Raw genomic sequence first — 14,223 nt, forward strand, 5'->3', positions numbered from 1 at the left:
ATTTTTCCTTAACGATCGGCAAACCATAGTCGGCCGGAGCACCCGCCCCGAGAGGACAGCCGCCATGGTTTCGCGCGCCGAACGCACCTGGTTCGCCGACTGGTGGTGGACCGTCGACCGGCTGCTCCTGTTCGCGCTCGGCGCCCTGATGCTGGCCGGCATCATCTTCTCGCTCGCGGCGAGCCCGCCGGTCGCCAACCGGCTCGGCCTCGACGCCTTCTACTTCGTCAACCGCCACATCATGTACCTGGCGCCGGCCATCGCGGTGCTGCTCGGGGTGTCGTTCCTGTCGCCGCGGGCGATCCGCCGGGTCGCCCTGGTGGTGTTCGTGGTCAGCCTGGCGCTCACCGCCGCGACCCTGCATTTCGGCGCCGAGGTGAAGGGAGCGCGGCGCTGGATCGTGCTCGCCGGGGTGAACATCCAGCCGTCCGAATTCGTCAAGCCGGCCTTCGTGATCCTGGTGTCGTGGCTGTTCGCCGAATCGTCGCGCAAGAGCGACGTGCCGGCCAACTCGCTCGCCATCGCGCTCCTGGCGGCCGTCGTCGCGGTCCTGGTGCTGCAGCCGGACTTCGGCCAGACCCTGCTGGTCACGCTCGTGTTCTGCGCCCTGTTCTTCATGACCGGGATGCGCTTCGTGTGGGTGATCGCGCTCGCCGGGCTCGGCGCCGTCGGCGGCTTCGCCGCCTATTCGACGATCCCGCACGTGGCGCGGCGCATCAAGCGCTTCCTCGATCCCGCCTCGGGCGATACCTTCCAGGTCGACGCCGCCGTCGAGTCGTTCGTCAAGGGCGGGTGGTTCGGCCGCGGGCCGGGCGAGGGGACCGTGAAGCGCATCCTGCCGGACAGCCATGCCGACTTCGTCTTCGCGGTCGCGGCCGAGGAGTTCGGCATCGTCGTCTGCCTCGCCGTGGTCGCCCTGTTCACCTTCATCGTGCTGCGCGCGCTGCGCCGGGCGCAGCGCAGCGAGGACCCGTTCGCCCGCTTCGCCGTCACCGGGCTGGCGCTCCTGTTCGGCACCCAGGCGGCCATCAACATGGCCGTCAACCTCGCCCTCATCCCGGCCAAGGGGATGACGCTGCCCTTCATCTCCTATGGCGGCTCGTCGATGATCTCGATCGCCTACGGCATCGGCATGCTGCTCGCCCTGTCGCGCGAGCAGCCGCGCGCCGAGATGCTGGTCGCCTCGGCCGGCGGCGCCCTGGTGGAGCGCCCCGCATGAGCGATCCCGCATCGGCCGCGCCCGAGAGCACGCCCGTCCCCGAGAGCACGCCGTTCACCCGGGTGGAGGGCGAGCCGCTGATCGTCGTCGCCGCCGGCGGCACCGGCGGCCACCTGTTCCCGGCCGAGGCGCTCGCCGTCGCCCTGAAGGCGCGCGGCTGCATCGTCGATCTCGCGACCGACGAGCGGGCGTTCCGCTACGGCGGCAGCTTCCCGGCCCGCGCCACCCACATCGTGCCGAGCGCGACCCTCAAGGGGCGCGACCCCAAGGCGCTGCTCAAGACCCTGACCGTGCTGGGCAAGGGGATCTTCCGGGCCTACCAGCTCTACGGCAGGATCCGGCCGGCCGCCGTGGTCGGCTTCGGCGGCTACCCGACGCTGCCGCCCGTGCTCGCCGCGACGCTGCGCGGCATCCCGACCATCATCCACGAGCAGAACGGCGTCGCCGGCCGCGCCAACCGGCTCCTGGCGTCGCGCGTCACCGCGATCGCCACCGGCTTCCCGGCGATCTTCGGCCACGATCCCCGGCTCGCCGCCAAGAGCACCCACACCGGCAATCCGATCCGCCCGGCCGCGGTCGCCGCCGCCGCGCGGCCCTATCCGGGACCGGACGAGCCGTTCCGCCTGGTCGTGTTCGGCGGCAGCCAGGGCGCCCGCATCATGTCGGACATCGTGCCGCCGGCGCTGGAGCTGCTGCCCGTCGTCGTGCGCTCGCGCCTCCAGGTGGTGCAGCAGGCCCGCGACGAGGACCTCTACACGGTGGAGGAAGCCTACAAGCACGCCGGCATCCCGGCCGAGGTGAAGCCGTTCTTCCGCGACATGCCGGCCCGCATCGCCGAGGCCAGCCTGGTGATCGCGCGGGCCGGCGCCTCGACGGTCGCCGAGCTCGCCGCCATCGGCCGACCGTCGATCCTGGTGCCGCTGCCGCACGCCCTCGACCAGGACCAGATGGCGAACGCCGGCATGCTCGAGAAGGCCGGCGGGGCGGTCCGCATGAAGCAGGCGGCGTTCTCGCCGGAACGCCTCGCCGCCGAGATCGCGCGGCTCGCCACCGAGCCCGGCCTGTTGCCCACAATGGCGGCCGGGGCGCGCAGCATCGGCGTGCTCGACGCCGCCGACCGCCTGGCCGAGCTGGTGCTCGCGGTCGCCGGCCGCGCGAAGCCGTAGTGTTACGCCCCCGAATTCGCTAAACCGACGGCCGCGATTGCGGGCCCTGTCGGGCCGGCAGGGCGTCGGCCTCCCTCTCCCCGCGCGCGGGGAGGGCCGGGCGGCGCTCTGCCGCGACATGCGCCGCGGACGGAGAGGGAACGACATGAAGCTGCCGCACGACATCGGGCCGGTGCATTTCGTCGGGATCGGCGGCATCGGCATGAGCGGCATCGCCGAGGTGCTGGCCAATCTCGGCTACACGGTGCAGGGCTCCGACGTCGCCGAGAACGCCAACGTCAAGCGGCTGCGCGGCAAGGGCATCAAGGTGGCGATCGGCCACGCCGGCGAGAACGTCGACGGTGCCCATGTGCTGGTCGTCTCCTCGGCGATCCGGCGCGACAATCCCGAGCTGGTCGCGGCGCGGGCGAAACGCCTGCCGGTCGTGCGGCGCGCCGAGATGCTGGCCGAGCTGATGCGGCTGAAGAGCTGCGTCGCGGTCGGCGGCACCCACGGCAAGACGACGACGACGTCGCTGGTCGCCTCGCTGCTCGACGCCGCCGGCTTCGACCCGACCGTGATCAACGGCGGCATCATCAACGCCTACGGCACCAATGCCCGGCTGGGCGCCGGCGACTGGATGGTGGTCGAGGCCGACGAGTCCGACGGCACCTTCCTCAAGCTGCCGACCGACGTCGCCATCGTCACCAACATCGACGCCGAGCATCTCGACCACTTCAAGACCTACGAGGCCGTGCAAGAGGCCTTCCAGGCCTTCGCCGAGAACGTGCCGTTCTACGGCTTCGCCGTGATGTGCATCGACCATCCGGTCGTGCAGACCATGGTGGGCCGCATCGAGGACCGCCGCGTCGTCACCTATGGCGAGAACCCGCAGGCGGACGTGCGCCTCGTCTATCAGGACCACACCGACGGCAAGTCGCGCTTCTCCGTGATCTTCCGTGACCGCGGCGGCGCGACCGAGCACGAGATCGGCGGGCTCGAGCTGCCGATGCCGGGCCGCCACAACGCGCTCAACGCCACGGCGGCGATCGCGGTCGCCCGCGAGCTCGGCGTGTCGGACGACAGGATCCGCAAGGCGCTGGCCGGCTTCTCCGGCGTCGGCCGCCGCTTCACCCGCACCGGCGCGTGGAACGGCGTCACCGTGATCGACGACTACGGCCACCATCCGGTCGAGATCGCCGCCGTGCTGAAGGCGGCGCGCGAGACCGCCAAGGGGCGCGTCGTCGCCGTGATGCAGCCGCATCGCTACACCCGCCTGCAGTCGCTGTTCGAGCAGTTCTGCACCTGCTTCAACGATGCCGACACGGTCGTCGTCGCGCCCGTCTATCCGGCCGGCGAGGCGCCGATCCCGGGCATCGACCGCGACTCGCTGGTCGCCGGCATCCTGGCGCGCGGGCATCGTCATGCCGTGCCGCTCGAGGGGCCGCAGGCGCTCGCCGGCGTGGTGCGGCAGATCGCCCAGCCGGGCGACTACGTCGTCTGCCTCGGTGCCGGCTCGATCACCCAGTGGGCGCACGCGCTGCCGAACGATCTCGCCGCGCTCGGGCCGGCGGCGTAGAGCAGGATTGCGCGAGAGAGTTGCCCCGATGTCCGCTCGTCCCCGCGCAGGCGGGGACCCAGGGGCGACACGGCACGCGGCCCCTGGATTCCCGCTTTCGCGGGAAGGAGCGGAGAGTGGGGCGCGTTCAGCGGGATACGATCCGAGGATCACGACTATGCCGAGCTGCATCGCCGTCCGTCACGTCGCCTTCGAGGATCTCGGGGTGCTGGGGCCGCTGCTGGCGGAGCGTGGCTACGACGTGAGCTGTATCGAGGCGCCGCTCGTGCCGCTCGACGCCGGCTCGCTCGTCGCCGCCGATCTGGTCGTGGTGCTGGGCGGGCCGATCGGCGTCTACGAGGAGGAGGCCTATCCGTTCGTGATCGGCGAGACGGCGGCGATCGCGGCGCGCCTCGCCGCGCGGAAGCCGACGCTCGGCATCTGCCTCGGCGCCCAGTTCATGGCCAAGGCGCTCGGCGCCACGGTCGCGCCCGGATCGGCGAAGGAGATCGGCTACAAGCCGCTGGACGTGACGGAGGAGGGCCGCGCCGCCGGGCTCGGCGAGTTCGCCACGACACCGGTGCTGCACTGGCACGGCGACAATCTCGATCTCCCCGCCGGCGCGACGCGGCTCGCCGCGACGGCGCCGTGCCCGAACCAGGCCTTCGCCATCGGCCCGTCGATCCTCGGGCTCCAGTTCCACATCGAGGTCGATCCCGAAAAGATCGAGACCTGGCTGGTCGGCCACACGGTCGAGCTCGGCAAGGCCGGCCTCGACCCGCGCACCCTCCGCTCCCAGGCCGCGAGCGTCGGGCGGGCGACGGCCGAGAAGGGCCGCGCGTTCCTGGGGCGCTGGCTCGACGGGGTGGCGCGGTGAGCGCGCTGGAGCGCCCGATCTGCTAGGCTGGGGCCGACAGGGAACGATCGACCGGAGCGACCGACATGGGTTTGAACGAGAATTTGCGCAAGCAGGTCTTCGCGCTGACCCCGGAAGAGAAGATCGACCTCGCGGTCGAGCTGTGGGACAGCATCGCGCAGGACGAATTTCCCCCGATCAGCGACGAGCTGAAGCAGGAGCTCGATCGACGGCTGGAGGAGCATCAGAAAGATCCGTCGTCCGCACGCTCGTGGGAGGAGGTGCGCGAGTGGCTCTGGTCGCGGCGTAAATGAAACGCCATGTCGTCGTCCGTCCGCAGGCGCGACTCGAGCTCGCCGCCGCATCCGATTGGTACGACGAGCACGCTCCAGGCATCGGAGACGAGCTGCTTCGAGCCTTCGAGACGACTGTCGCCGCGCTCGCACAGAATCCGTTCCGCTTTCAGGTGATCCACCGGAATTTGCGACGGGTCGGGATGGGCAAGTTCCCGTACGGCCTCTTCTACACGGTGTCCGACACCGACATCATCATCGTCGCCTGCATCCACGGCAGCCGCGATCCGAAGTTCTGGAAAAACCGGGTCTGACCCGGTGGTTGAAAGCACCATGCCCTTCCCCGATCTCCTCCCCGCCCTTCGTGACAAACTGCCCGACTTTCGTGGGCGCATCACTTCGAACGAGCCGTTGGCGCCGCTCACCTGGTTCCGGGTGGGCGGGCCGGCGCAGGTGATGGTGGTGCCGGCCGACGAGGCCGACCTCGCCTATCTGCTGGCGGGGTTGCCCGCCGACATGCCGGTGACGATGCTGGGGCTCGGCTCCAACCTGATCGTGCGCGACGGCGGCGTGCCCGGCGTCGTGATCAGGCTCGGCCGCGGCTTCTCCGAGGTCACGGTGGAGGAGGGGCACCGCATCCGCGCCGGCACCGGCGTTCCGGACGTGAAAGTGGCCCGCGCCGCGCAGGATGCCGGCATCGCCGGGCTCGCCTTCTTCCGCGGCATTCCCGGCTCGGTCGGCGGCGCGCTGCGCATGAACGGCGGCGCCTACGGGGGCGAGACCAAGGACGTGCTGATCGAGGCGCGCGGCGTCGACCGTGCCGGCCGCATCCATGTCCTCGGCAATGCCGACATGCATTTCACCTATCGGCACTGCGGCGTCGCCGACGACGTGATCTTCACCAGCGCGCTGTTCCAGGGCGCGCCCGGCGATCCGGCCGAGATCGCCGCTGCGATGGAGAAGATCACCGAGTCACGCGAGGCGACGCAGCCGATCAAGAGCCGCACCGGCGGCTCGACCTTCAAGAACCCGCCGGGCCACAAGGCGTGGCAGCTCGTCGACGCCGCCGGTTGCCGCGGCCTCGTCGTCGGCGACGCCCAGGTCTCCGAGCTGCACTGTAACTTTCTCATCAACCGCGGCAACGCGACCGCCGCCGACATCGAGACGCTGGGCGAGACCGTGCGCCGCCGCGTCAAGGAGACGTCGGGGGTCGAGCTGGAATGGGAGATCAAGCGGATCGGCCTGCCGGGGTGACGGCGCCGTGTCCCGGACGCGGCGCGACGCGCCGCGAGCCGGGACCCAGGAGTCACTTGTCGAAGCGTCTCCTGTGCCGCTCCTGGGCCCCGGCTCGGCGGCGCATCAGGCCTGCGGCCCGAAGCGCCTTGTCCGGGGCACGCGGAGATCGGGGCCGGTTCCTGAGCGGACGTCTCTCACCCCGTCTGCGACATCAGCTCGGCGGCCCGCTCGATCGGCACCGGCGAGACCCGCATGTGGCCGCTGAACGGGTACTCCTGCAGGGCGACGAGGCCGAGCGCGATGATGGCGCCGGCCGTGAACACCGCCATGGCGGCGAGCTTGGCGCGCGGCTTGTCGAGATGGACCAGCGCGACGGCGATCTGGGTGACGATGCCGAGCGCCAGCACGGTCAGCCACTTGATGTCGTTGGTCTGGTCGGAGGCGAGCGCGAGCCGCTCGGCGCGCGCGTCGCGGATGCGGATCACGGCGCCGAGGAGAGCCGTGGCCGCGGTCTGGCCGGCGTCGCGGGCGATCGCCGGATCGGCGGCGTGGCGCAAGAGCTCGCGCAGCGCCGCCCCGGTCGCCGGCGCGCGGCGGCCCTCCGCCATCACGGGCCATTCGTCCTTCAGCACGCTGTCGGCGTAGGTCTTCAGCTCTCCCCGGATGGCGCTCATGTCGCTGGCGGCGGCGAGGCTCAGCGTGTTGAGCATGACGATCGCGCTCGCCTCGCCGTTGACGGCCCGCCATGCCTGCCGGTTGCGGTCGGCGATGTCTCCGGCGAGAAACCCGGTGAGCAGCGAGAACAGCACGCTGACGGCGGCGATGAACGGCGCCACCACGCCCGTGAAGCTCTTGATCCAGCCGCTCACCGGCGAGGCCATGGCGAGCCAGGCGATCACGGCGGCGGTCGCCGCGTAGAAGGCGACCAGGGTGCCGAACAGCGCCCAGGCCGGGAGCATCAGCCAGCCGTTGATCATCGTCCCCTCCTCGACCAGGGTGCGAGCCCGCTGGACCGGAGTGCACCGGGGCGCCATACCGTCCGGTTAACGGGCCGCCGCGAGTCGGGCGCGGCGCCGGCCGCAAGGGGGAAGTTCGATGAGCAGGCACGTCGCCGTCCTGATGGGAGGCTGGTCGTCGGAGCGCGAGGTGAGCCTGCGCTCGGGGGCCGCCTGCGCGGCCGCGCTCGAGTCCCGCGGCTACAAGGTCACCCGGATCGACGTCGGCCGCGACATCGCGGCGGTGCTGACCGCGGTGGCGCCGGACGTCGCCCTCAACCTCCTGCACGGCCGACCCGGCGAGGACGGCACCATCCAGGGCATCCTGGAGGTGCTGCAGATCCCCTACAGCCACTCCGGCGTGCTCGCCTCGGCGCTCGCCATGCAGAAGGACACGGCCAAGGTGGTGCTCGCCGCCGCCGGTGTCCCGGTGCCGGAGGGCATCACGGTGGATCGGCTCCAGGCCGCCAGGGAGCACGCGCTGCCACGACCCTACGTGATCAAGCCGATCTGCGAGGGGTCGAGCGTCGGTGTCTTCATCGTCACCGAGCAGCACGAGCACCCACCCCAGGAGCTCACCCGGACGGACTGGTCCTACGGCGAGGAGGTGTTGTGCGAACGCTACATCGTTGGGAAAGAGTTAACGTGCGCCGTGATCGGTGACCGTGCCCTCGATGTCATTGAAATCGTTCCGAATGTCACCTTTTACGACTACACGGCCAAGTATGCGCCGGGGGGCTCGCGGCACGTCTTGCCGGCCGGAATTAAACCGAATGTTTACCAACACGTCCGAACACTGGCTCTCCGAGCGCACCTTGCACTCGGCTGCCGGGGCGTCAGCCGGGCCGACTTCCGGTTCGACGACCGCCTGGAGGGCACCGACGGGCTGTTCTGCCTGGAGGTGAACACCCAGCCCGGCATGACCGAGACCTCGCTGGTGCCCGAGATGGCCGCGCATGCGGGCATCGCGTTCGAAGAGTTGGTCGAATGGATGGTGGGGGACGCGTCTTTGAACCGCTGACCGGGCGAACGCCCGGCGGTTCGCCGCGTCCGCGCGCCGGCGCCGACACCGGCGCCAAGCCCGGTCCGAAGACCGGCCTGTTCGGCTTCAGGTTCGGCGCCAAGGCCGGTGCCAAGCCGCGCGACAAGTCCTCCATGAACAAGGCGGCGCGCCGCCGCCGGCCCGCGGCCCGCCGGCCGGAAGGGCGCTTCGCGAGCTTCGGGCCGCTCGCCGCGATCGAGCGCCGCATCGACCAGATCGTCGCGCTCGCCGAGCGCTGGCCGCGCTGGGGCGGCGCCGCCGCGACGGTCGCCATCATCCTGTCCAGCATCGGCTTCGGCATCGTGCGCGGCGACCACGCGCCGGTCGTCCTCGGGGCGCTGGCCGACGTCCGCGACATGGCGGCGAACGCCGTCGGCTTCCGCATCACCGGCGTCGCGCTCACCGGCCACAAGCATTTGTCGCGCGACGAGGTGCTGGCGATCGCCGGCATCACCGGGCGCAGCTCGCTCCTGTTCCTCGACGCGGCGGACGCGCGCGCCCGCCTGCGGGCCAATCCATGGGTCGCCGAGGCGACCGTGCAGAAGCTCTATCCGGACCGGGTCGCCATCGACATCACCGAGCGGGCCGCCTTCGCGCTGTGGCAGAAGGACGGCCAGGTCCACGTCATCGCCGCCGACGGCACCGTGCTCGACGCCTATGTGTCGCGCGGCGTGATGGCGCTGCCCTTCGTGGTCGGCACCGGCGCCGACACCCGCGCCCGCGCCTTTCTGGCCACGCTCGACCGCCATCCGGGCTTGCGCGACCAGGTCGCCGCCGCCGTGCTGGTCGCCGAGCGGCGCTGGAACCTCAAGCTCAAGAACGGCATCGACGTGCGCCTGCCGGAGACCGAGGTGCCGCGCGCCCTCGACCAGCTCGCCGCGCTCGAGCAGGACAAGAAGCTGCTGTCCCGCGACATCGTGATGATCGACCTCAGACTGCCCGACCGCGTGACCGTGCGGCTCTCCGACGGCGCCTTCCAGGCCCGCGAGGAGGCCCAGAAGGCCAAGAAGCCGAAGCCGAAGGGAGGCGCCGCATGAGCGATCTCCAGTTCGGTCTCGCCCCCAAGATGAAGCCGCTGGCGCCGCGGCGCAGCGCGGTCGTCGCCGCGCTCGACGTCGGCACCTCGAAGATCGCCTGCCTGATCGCGCGGCTGACACCGCAGCCGCCCCAGGAGGTGCTCCGCCGCCGCACCCACGCGATCGACGTGATCGGCTTCAGCCACGCCGAGTCGCGCGGCCTCAAGGCCGGCGGCGTCGTCGATCTCGCCGAGGCCGAGGTGGCGATCCGCCACGCCGTCGATCTCGCCGAGCGCGCCGGCCGCTGCCAGGTCGAGGCCGTGATCGTGTCGCTGTCGGCCGGCCGGCCGTCGAGCGAATTGTTCGCCGCCTCCGTCGACGTGCCCGGCACGGTGCGCGAGGGCGACATCGCCCGCGTGCTCGCCGCCGGCAGCCGCTCCTCGGTGCGGCCCGGCCGCGTCGTCCTCCACTCGGTGCCGATCGGCTACACGATCGACCACGAGCGCGGCATCCGCGATCCGCGCGGCATGCTGGGCCAGCGCTTCGGCGTCGACATGCACGTCCTCACCGCCGAGGCGGCGGCGGCTCGCAACCTGATGCTGGCGATCGAGCGGTGTCATCTCTCGGTCGAGGCCATGGTGGCGAGTCCTTATGTCGCAGCCCTGGCCGCATTGGCCGACGACGAGGCCGAGCTGGGCGCCGCCGTGGTCGACATGGGGGCGGGCACGACGACGCTCGCGGTCTTCACCGGCGGGCGTTTCGTGCATGCCGACGGCTTCGCGCTCGGCGGACATCACGTCACGATGGATCTGGCGCGCGGACTCTCGGCTGCCGTGCCGGACGCCGAGCGAATCAAGACGCTCTATGGCAATGTGCTCGGTGGCGCGATGGACGACCGCGACATGATCGCCGTCCCGGCGGTTCCGGGCGACGACCGCGAGCCGCCCCAGTTCGTCTCCCGGGCGACCCTGACACGCATCATCAAGCCGCGTGTCGAGGAGATTCTGGAGATGGTCCGCGACCGCCTGGCGGCGTCGCCGTTCGCCGCCGAGCCGCGCGGGCGCGTCATCGTCACCGGCGGGGCGAGCGAGCTGACGGGATTTACCGAGCTCGCCGCGCGGATTCTCGGGCGTCCGGTCCGGATCGGCCGGCCGCTCGGTGTCGCCGGCCTGCCGGACGGCGCCAAGGGGGCGGCCTTCGCGGTCGCGGCGGGCCTCCTGGTCTATCCCCAGGTGGCGCATCTGGAGCATTTCGATCCGCGTCGGACGCATCGCACGTCGGCGGGCGCCAGCGGATATTTCACACGGGTCGGACGATGGCTGCGCGAGAGCTTCTGACGACCGGCAAGAAATTCCCGAACCCCGTCGGTGGCGGACCGACGGACCCCGTGGGCGTCGCGCACGCCCCCGCATCGAAGAGGCAGCCATGAGCATCAATCTGAAGATCCCGGACATTCGGGAGCTGAAGCCGCGGATCACCGTGTTCGGTGTGGGCGGTGCCGGCGGCAATGCCGTCAACAACATGATCCGGGCGGGGCTGCAGGGCGTCGACTTCGTCGTCGCCAACACCGATGCTCAGGCGCTGACCATGTCCGAGGCCGAGCGCATCATCCAGATGGGCGTGCAGGCGACCGAGGGTCTCGGCGCCGGCTCGCAGCCGGATGTCGGCCGCGCCGCCGCCGAGGAGGTGATCGACGAGATTCGTGATCACCTCACCGGCGCCCACATGGTGTTCGTCACCGCCGGCATGGGCGGCGGCACCGGCACGGGCGCCTCGCCCGTGGTCGCCCGCGCGGCCCGCGAGCTCGGCATCCTGACGGTCGGCGTCGTCACCAAGCCGTTCCACTTCGAGGGCCAGCGCCGCATGCGGCTCGCCGACAGCGGCATCTCCGAGCTGCAGAAGGTGGTCGACACCCTCATCATCATCCCGAACCAGAACCTGTTCCGGATCGCCAACGAGAAGACGACCTTCGCGGACGCCTTCGCGATGGCCGACCAGGTGCTCTACTCGGGCGTCGGCTGCATCACCGACCTGATGGTCAAGGAAGGCCTGATCAATCTCGACTTCGCCGACGTCCGCGCGGTGATGCGCGAGATGGGCAAGGCGATGATGGGCACCGGCGAGGCGACCGGCGAGAAGCGCGCCCTGCGCGCCGCCGAGGCGGCGATCGCCAATCCGCTGATCGACGACGTGTCGATGAAGGGCGCCCGCGGGCTCCTGATCTCGATCACGGGTGGCAAGGACCTCACCCTCTACGAGGTCGACGAGGCCGCGACCCGCATCCGCGAGGAGGTCGACGCCGACGCCAACATCATCGTCGGCGCCACCTTCGACGAGACCCTCGAGGGCGTCATCCGCGTCTCCGTGGTGGCGACCGGGGTCGACCCGGCGATGATCGGCGCCAACCAGATCCATGCGCCGGTGCCGGCCGTCGAGGCCTTCACGTCGCGCACCCCGGACAGCCAGGCCGCGGCGGCGCACGAGTCGCGCATCGCCGAGCTCGCCAACCGGCTGCGCGCCGACAACAAGCGGATCGCCGAGCGCCTCGAGCAGGCGGCCCCGGCCGCCGTCCAGCCGCTGATCCCGGCCGAGCCGGCCGGCCATGCGGCGATCGACGCCGTCGCCACCGCGGCGGTCGCCGACGCGCTGATCCCGCGCGAGATCGAGGACGTCACCATCCGGCCGATTCAGCAGCCGAAGCCGACCTTCTATCCCGACGCCATGGCCCAGGAGGCGCCCGTGGAGGCGCACGAGGCGCCGCCCAAGGTGTTCATCCCGCCGCAGCCGGAGCGGCCGGCCGGCCGTCCGGCCCGCATGCCGCGGATCGACGAGCTGCCGCTGCCGGCCCAGAACGAGCTGCGCGCCCAGCGCGGCGCCGACCCGATGGGCGAGGAGCACCCGGAGAAGCGCCGCCTGACCCTGCTGCAGCGGCTCGCCGCCGTCGGCCTCGGCCGCACGGCCGAGGAGGCGCCGCGTGCCCCCGAGGCGCCGAAGGCGGCCCGTCCGGCGATGCCGGCGGAGCGCCCGATGGCACCCCGCATGCCGCCGATGCCGCCGGTCGGCCGCGCGCCCGATCCGGTCTCCGACTACGCCCGCCGGCCCGCTCCGGGCCCGCAGGCGCCGCAGGGTCTCGACATGCACGGTCGCCCGGCCGCCCAGCCCGGCCCGCAGCACGACGACGACCAGCTCGATATCCCGGCGTTCCTGCGCCGGCAGGCGAACTAGGACAGGGGCGGGGCGCCGTCCGCCTCGGCGCGCCGCCGCGACGTGCCGCCTGCGGACCGTCCGACCTGCCTCCGGATGGTCTGCACCGAATGGCCGGGCCCCGTGCCCGGCCATTCCATTTTTCGGCCGGGGTCGCTCGGGCACCGTTGACCTCGGCACGCGCCGCGCGCTCGTGGCGCATAGGGCAATTATCGCGCGATCGCATTCGTGGCGGGGCTGTGATTCGCCGGCCGCCGATTCGCCACGAAGCACCTGCAGCACGCGCCGTGGGGCGTTTCGCAGCCGCGGGAGACGGTCTCGCGAAGCGCGGTAGCGAGGTGTGGTGAATTCGCCGCCGTCAAGCGATAAAGCTGCTGAACAGGACAGTTGTCCTCTGATTTCGTGGCCGAAACCCGGTCGAAAGCGTTCGAAATTCAGGTAACAATCGGTAAGAAAGCGTGAGTTGGCCGTTACGGATCAGACGGTTAATGTTCGTTCGGCACGGGGACAGACTTGGGCCTCGACGGGGCAGCCACGCGCGCGTGACAAGCGACGGGCTGACGAGGACCTGAACACCGCGTCCCGTGGGGGAAAAACTTGAACGGACTGTCGCGGCATCGCGGCGCGCTAGAGTTTTTTGGGATTGGGACGGTTCACATGAAATCCGGCCGACAGACGACGCTGCGCTCCGACGTGACCGTATCGGGGATCGGCGTGCATTCCGGCGTGCCTGCCACCCTCACGCTGCATCCGGCCGGACCCGGCACCGGCATCCGCTTCGTGCGGCCCGGCACCGACGGCAAGCCCGACCGCGCCGTGAAGGCCGACGTCCGCTCCGTGGTGGCGACCGACTTCGCCACCGTGATCGGCGACGCGACCGGCCCGCTGTGCTCGACCGCCGAGCACGTGCTCGCCACGCTGGCGGGCCTGGGCGTCGACAACGCCGTCATCGAGATCGACGGTCCCGAGATGCCGATCATGGACGGTAGCGCCGAGGACTTCGTCGCGGCCATCGACCGGGTCGGCCTGGAGACCACGGCGGCGCCGCGCCGTTACATCAAGGTGCTCAAGCCGGTCCGGGTCGCCGACGGCCGCTCCTACGGTGAGCTGCGCCCCTACGACCGCGGCATGCGGTTCGAGGTCGAGATCGCCTTCGAGCACCCGCTGATCGGCCGCCAGGCGCTGGCCTTCGACCTCGACCCGCTCCATTTCCGCCGCGAGATCGCCCGCGCCCGCACGTTCGGCTTCATGAGCGACGTGGCGAAGCTGTGGAGCGCCGGCTACGCGCTCGGCGCCAGCTTCGAGAACACCCTGGTGGTCGCCGAGAATCGCATCCTCAACCCGGACGGCCTGCGCTGGGCCGACGAGTTCGTCCGCCACAAGGCGCTCGACGCGATCGGCGACCTTGCGCTCGCCGGTGCGCCGCTGCTCGGCATGTACCGCTCGGTGCGCGGCGGCCACAAGCTCAACCACGCGGTGATCTCGGCCTTGATGGCCGATCCGACCGCCTGGACCATGGTCGATGCGACCGCGCTCGCCCGCACCACGGTGCGCGGCCGCGCCGAGCTGACCACCGGCATCGCCGCCCCGGCCTACAGCGCCGACGTGTCCTGACGAATCTGCCTGGACGACCGTGTCCGTCGGGACGCATGTCCCGCG

At 71.2% G+C, this 14,223-nt stretch carries 13 protein-coding genes; 12 read left to right on the top strand and 1 reads right to left on the bottom strand.

Annotated elements, in window-relative coordinates; all coding sequences use genetic code 11:
- Nucleotides 1-64 precede the first annotated feature (64 nt).
- The 7 genes from ftsW to murB all read left to right on the top strand — a co-directional run bounded on the left by ftsW (nucleotide 65) and on the right by murB (nucleotide 6,325).
- A complete protein-coding gene (ftsW, locus tag ABTU92_RS15680) occupies nucleotides 65-1,219 on the top strand; it encodes a putative lipid II flippase FtsW (RefSeq protein ID WP_408092221.1) in 1,155 nt (384 codons plus the stop codon).
- A gap of 62 nt (nucleotides 1,220-1,281) precedes the next feature.
- Entirely contained in the window at nucleotides 1,282-2,385 is a 1,104-nt protein-coding gene (murG, locus tag ABTU92_RS15685; RefSeq protein ID WP_408092261.1) for an undecaprenyldiphospho-muramoylpentapeptide beta-N-acetylglucosaminyltransferase, read from the top strand.
- A 145-nt stretch (nucleotides 2,386-2,530) separates the two neighbouring features.
- On the top strand, nucleotides 2,531-3,943 hold the full coding sequence (gene murC / locus ABTU92_RS15690) for a UDP-N-acetylmuramate--L-alanine ligase (protein ID WP_408092223.1): 1,413 nt from the start codon (nucleotides 2,531-2,533) through the stop codon (nucleotides 3,941-3,943).
- 157 nt (nucleotides 3,944-4,100) lie between these two features.
- Nucleotides 4,101-4,799, top strand: coding sequence for a glutamine amidotransferase (locus ABTU92_RS15695; RefSeq protein WP_408092225.1), 699 nt, complete (start codon nucleotides 4,101-4,103; stop codon nucleotides 4,797-4,799).
- A 65-nt stretch (nucleotides 4,800-4,864) separates the two neighbouring features.
- Complete coding sequence (locus ABTU92_RS15700; protein WP_408092227.1) at nucleotides 4,865-5,092, top strand: addiction module protein; 228 nt, start codon at nucleotides 4,865-4,867, stop codon at nucleotides 5,090-5,092.
- Nucleotides 5,089-5,385, top strand: a complete 297-nt coding sequence (locus ABTU92_RS15705; RefSeq protein ID WP_408092229.1) for a type II toxin-antitoxin system RelE/ParE family toxin — start codon at nucleotides 5,089-5,091, stop codon at nucleotides 5,383-5,385. Before ABTU92_RS15700 ends, ABTU92_RS15705 begins: the two co-directional genes overlap by 4 nt.
- Before the next feature lie 19 nt (nucleotides 5,386-5,404).
- The gene (murB, locus tag ABTU92_RS15710) at nucleotides 5,405-6,325 is read left to right on the top strand and encodes a UDP-N-acetylmuramate dehydrogenase (RefSeq protein ID WP_408092231.1); all 921 of its coding nucleotides are present in this window, start codon (nucleotides 5,405-5,407) and stop codon (nucleotides 6,323-6,325) included.
- 176 nt (nucleotides 6,326-6,501) lie between these two features.
- Here murB and ABTU92_RS15715 read toward each other — a convergent pair whose 3' ends face one another.
- Nucleotides 6,502-7,284: a hypothetical protein gene (locus tag ABTU92_RS15715; RefSeq protein WP_408092233.1), complete on the bottom strand. Its 783-nt coding sequence runs from the start codon at nucleotides 7,282-7,284 to the stop codon at nucleotides 6,502-6,504.
- A 118-nt stretch (nucleotides 7,285-7,402) separates the two neighbouring features.
- On the opposite strand from ABTU92_RS15715, the gene ABTU92_RS15720 reads away from it, so the two are divergent.
- The 5 genes from ABTU92_RS15720 to lpxC all read left to right on the top strand — a co-directional run bounded on the left by ABTU92_RS15720 (nucleotide 7,403) and on the right by lpxC (nucleotide 14,178).
- The gene (locus ABTU92_RS15720) at nucleotides 7,403-8,323 is read left to right on the top strand and encodes a D-alanine--D-alanine ligase (protein WP_408092235.1); all 921 of its coding nucleotides are present in this window, start codon (nucleotides 7,403-7,405) and stop codon (nucleotides 8,321-8,323) included.
- Complete coding sequence (locus tag ABTU92_RS15725; protein ID WP_408092237.1) at nucleotides 8,290-9,381, top strand: cell division protein FtsQ/DivIB; 1,092 nt, start codon at nucleotides 8,290-8,292, stop codon at nucleotides 9,379-9,381. The genes ABTU92_RS15720 and ABTU92_RS15725 overlap by 34 nt, the downstream gene beginning before the upstream one ends.
- The gene (ftsA, locus tag ABTU92_RS15730; protein ID WP_111360013.1) at nucleotides 9,378-10,697 is read left to right on the top strand and encodes a cell division protein FtsA; all 1,320 of its coding nucleotides are present in this window, start codon (nucleotides 9,378-9,380) and stop codon (nucleotides 10,695-10,697) included. Before ABTU92_RS15725 ends, ftsA begins: the two co-directional genes overlap by 4 nt.
- Nucleotides 10,698-10,785: 88 nt before the next feature.
- Nucleotides 10,786-12,585 carry a cell division protein FtsZ gene (gene ftsZ, locus ABTU92_RS15735; protein WP_408092239.1) on the top strand — a complete coding sequence of 600 codons (1,800 nt, stop codon included), beginning with the start codon at nucleotides 10,786-10,788 and terminating at the stop codon, nucleotides 12,583-12,585.
- Nucleotides 12,586-13,221: 636 nt separating this feature from the next.
- A complete protein-coding gene (lpxC, locus tag ABTU92_RS15740) occupies nucleotides 13,222-14,178 on the top strand; it encodes a UDP-3-O-acyl-N-acetylglucosamine deacetylase (protein WP_408092241.1) in 957 nt (318 codons plus the stop codon).
- The last annotated feature ends 45 nt before the right edge of the window (nucleotides 14,179-14,223 follow it).

Origin of the sequence: Rhodoplanes sp. SY1, from assembly GCF_046000175.1 — a bacterium.
In the GTDB taxonomy this organism is placed as follows: Bacteria; Pseudomonadota; Alphaproteobacteria; order Rhizobiales; family Xanthobacteraceae; genus Rhodoplanes.

What these genes read in the sequence shown, in the direction of transcription:
- ABTU92_RS15715 (WP_408092233.1), bottom strand. Translation starts at nt 7,284, where the DNA reads ATGATCAACGGCTGGCTGATGCTCCCGGCCTGGGCGCTGTTCGGCACC.
- murB (WP_408092231.1), top strand. Translation starts at nt 5,405, where the DNA reads ATGCCCTTCCCCGATCTCCTCCCCGCCCTTCGTGACAAACTGCCCGAC.
- ftsZ (WP_408092239.1), top strand. Translation starts at nt 10,786, where the DNA reads ATGAGCATCAATCTGAAGATCCCGGACATTCGGGAGCTGAAGCCGCGG.
- ftsA (WP_111360013.1), top strand. Translation starts at nt 9,378, where the DNA reads ATGAGCGATCTCCAGTTCGGTCTCGCCCCCAAGATGAAGCCGCTGGCG.
- ABTU92_RS15695 (WP_408092225.1), top strand. Translation starts at nt 4,101, where the DNA reads ATGCCGAGCTGCATCGCCGTCCGTCACGTCGCCTTCGAGGATCTCGGG.
- ABTU92_RS15720 (WP_408092235.1), top strand. Translation starts at nt 7,403, where the DNA reads ATGAGCAGGCACGTCGCCGTCCTGATGGGAGGCTGGTCGTCGGAGCGC.
- lpxC (WP_408092241.1), top strand. Translation starts at nt 13,222, where the DNA reads ATGAAATCCGGCCGACAGACGACGCTGCGCTCCGACGTGACCGTATCG.
- ABTU92_RS15705 (WP_408092229.1), top strand. Translation starts at nt 5,089, where the DNA reads ATGAAACGCCATGTCGTCGTCCGTCCGCAGGCGCGACTCGAGCTCGCC.
- ABTU92_RS15700 (WP_408092227.1), top strand. Translation starts at nt 4,865, where the DNA reads ATGGGTTTGAACGAGAATTTGCGCAAGCAGGTCTTCGCGCTGACCCCG.
- ABTU92_RS15725 (WP_408092237.1), top strand. Translation starts at nt 8,290, where the DNA reads ATGGATGGTGGGGGACGCGTCTTTGAACCGCTGACCGGGCGAACGCCC.
- ftsW (WP_408092221.1), top strand. Translation starts at nt 65, where the DNA reads ATGGTTTCGCGCGCCGAACGCACCTGGTTCGCCGACTGGTGGTGGACC.
- murC (WP_408092223.1), top strand. Translation starts at nt 2,531, where the DNA reads ATGAAGCTGCCGCACGACATCGGGCCGGTGCATTTCGTCGGGATCGGC.